General features: G+C 58.3%; 1 protein-coding gene. It reads right to left on the bottom strand.

Going from position 1 to position 2,316, the window contains the following annotated elements; genetic code table 11:
• Nucleotides 1–2,316, bottom strand: a 2,316-nt coding sequence (locus ABX749_RS29910; RefSeq protein WP_372899257.1) for an Ig-like domain-containing protein, incomplete at both ends; no start/stop codon positions are given.

Below are 2,316 nucleotides of genomic sequence, written 5' to 3'. Positions count from 1 at the left end.
TGATCGGTCACGCGAACGGGATCAGCCACCTCGGACTCAAGTGTGAACGATGCACTGGCGGCCGCATTGAGATTTCCGGCGCGATCAGCGACGGCATCGGCAGCGAAACTTACCTGCACGTCGCCGGAGGGAATTTCATCACCGTCAAGATCGTAGTAATAACGCACGTCGCCATTGGCGAGTGTCTCGATCGCATCGATCGACACACCGGCCACCGTCAAGTCATCGGTACCAACGGTGCCATAATCGATCTCCGCCAGCCCCAGATCGGTCCAGCGAACATCAAAGTACCCCGGCTGATCCGAAACCGTCGATCTGGGAGTGGGTGAGATCAGCGCGGGTGTGGGAGGTTGCGTATCGAGAGTGAAGCTGCTTGAACCCGCCGCATTGACGTTGCCCGCCAAGTCAGCGACTTGTCCGGCAACGAACGTGACGTCGACAACGCCATCGGAAAGCGTCTCGCCATCGTCGTTATACCAATATCTAACGTGTCCTCCGCCAAGATCCTCGGCACGGTCGATGCTCGCTCCACCGACGGTCACGTCATCGGCATCAATGGAATTGGCGTCAAGTCCGGCTCCACCCACGTCGTTCCACTGCAGGACGACATATCCAGTGTCGGCACTAACGACGGATGCGGTTGGGGGGGTTATCGAATTGACGATCGGACCGCGGCGATCCAATTCAAAACTGAGCGACGTGGTCGTGACGGAATTACCCGCCCGATCGGTCACCGCACCGGCGGAAATAGTGATCGCAATCGTCCCATCGGCCAATGTGTCTCCATCGTCTCCGTAGATGTATTGAACGTAATCGTTTCCTAGGAAGCGAAAGCGGTCAATCGTCACGCCTTCGATCTGGACATCGTCGGTGCCAAACGTGCTGCGATCGACACCTGCCGGACCGCGATCGATCCAGTGCAGGATCAGATTGCCGGTGTCTGTGCCCGTAACACTGGCTAAGGGCTCTTCGATCTCGACGACGGGCATTTGACGATCGAGGATGAAAGATTCGGTCAGCCTGGCATTTGTGTTTCCGATGAGATCCGAGACCGCTCCCGCGATGACATTGACTGCGATGACTCCATCGGAAAGTACGTCACCGTCATCGCCGTACCAGTAGCGGTACACGCCACCTCCCAGTTCACTGACCCGATCGATCGTAACACCTGCGATTGTGACGTCATCGGGGCCGACCGTCGAAAAGTCGATCCCGGCGACGCCCGGATCGCTCCATTGCACGTCTACGTAGGAGACGTCTTGATGAGTTGCGGATGAGGGTGACGGTGACACCAACTCGGCGATGGGGCCGAATCGGTCTACGGAGAAGGACTGCGTCAGTGACGCCGAACGATTGCCCGCACGATCGCTGACTGCGTCGCCGACAAGGACAACGTTAATCGTTCCTTCGGGCAGCATGTCGCCGTTATCGCCATACCAATAACGCGTTGCCCCGGAGACCAGTGTTTCGACTCGAGCAACCGTGACGCCCGTCACGGTGACGTCCGAAGGATCGATCGAATCGGGATCCAGTCCGGCGGCGCCAAGGTCATTCCACAGCACATCGACATAGCCCGTGTCGCTGTTGATTGTCGTGTCGGGCAAGGGATTGATCACGCTTCCTGCGGGACGCTGCCGGTCCAGTCCAAAGGAAGACGCCAGTGGGTTGCTTGGATTGCCCACGACGTCGGTGACGGCGCCCGCAGCAGCTTCGACGTTGACAGTTCCCTCGGGCAAAGCGTCCCCATCGTCGGCGTAGTGGTATCGGACACGACCATCGCTCAGGATTTCCACCGAATCAATGGTGACTCCCGTGATCGCCACATCGTCCACACCTATGGTCGTTGTTAACAGGTCTCCGCCGCTCCATTCAATTTCAACGTAGCCCGGATCGGTATCGGCAAACAAGCCGGCAACGGGTTCGGTCAACGTGCCCAAGGGAGACTGTTGATCCAACCCGATCGTGCGCGTTGCCTGCAGTCCGTCGATGGCCACTCGGATCGTGTTTGGTCCGTCGCCGAGCGCGACACCATTGAACGCGAACGCTCCCGAGGCGTCGGAGTCAACAACGGCATCAATGATTCCGTCGGCTGCAACATCCAATTGCACGGTGGTGGAGGGATTCGTCAGACCGACAAAATCGACGGACTGAACGTTGGTCAGATCATCCCCCGCCATCCCGGAATCACTCGCCGGATCGAGTGCAAACTCAAGTGTTGGGATTTCGCCGCTTAGCAGTCGAACGTCATCGAGGACAACGTAGCTGTCCGAGTCCCCGAATCCAATCAAGTCGAAATATAGTGTCGCTTCGGTGCCC

Source organism: Stieleria sp. (assembly GCF_041595215.1).
Lineage (GTDB): Bacteria > Planctomycetota > Planctomycetia > Pirellulales > Pirellulaceae > Stieleria > Stieleria magnilauensis.
The sequence above is the reverse complement of the archived record's forward strand: the minus strand, read 5'-3'. Positions and strand labels throughout refer to the sequence as shown.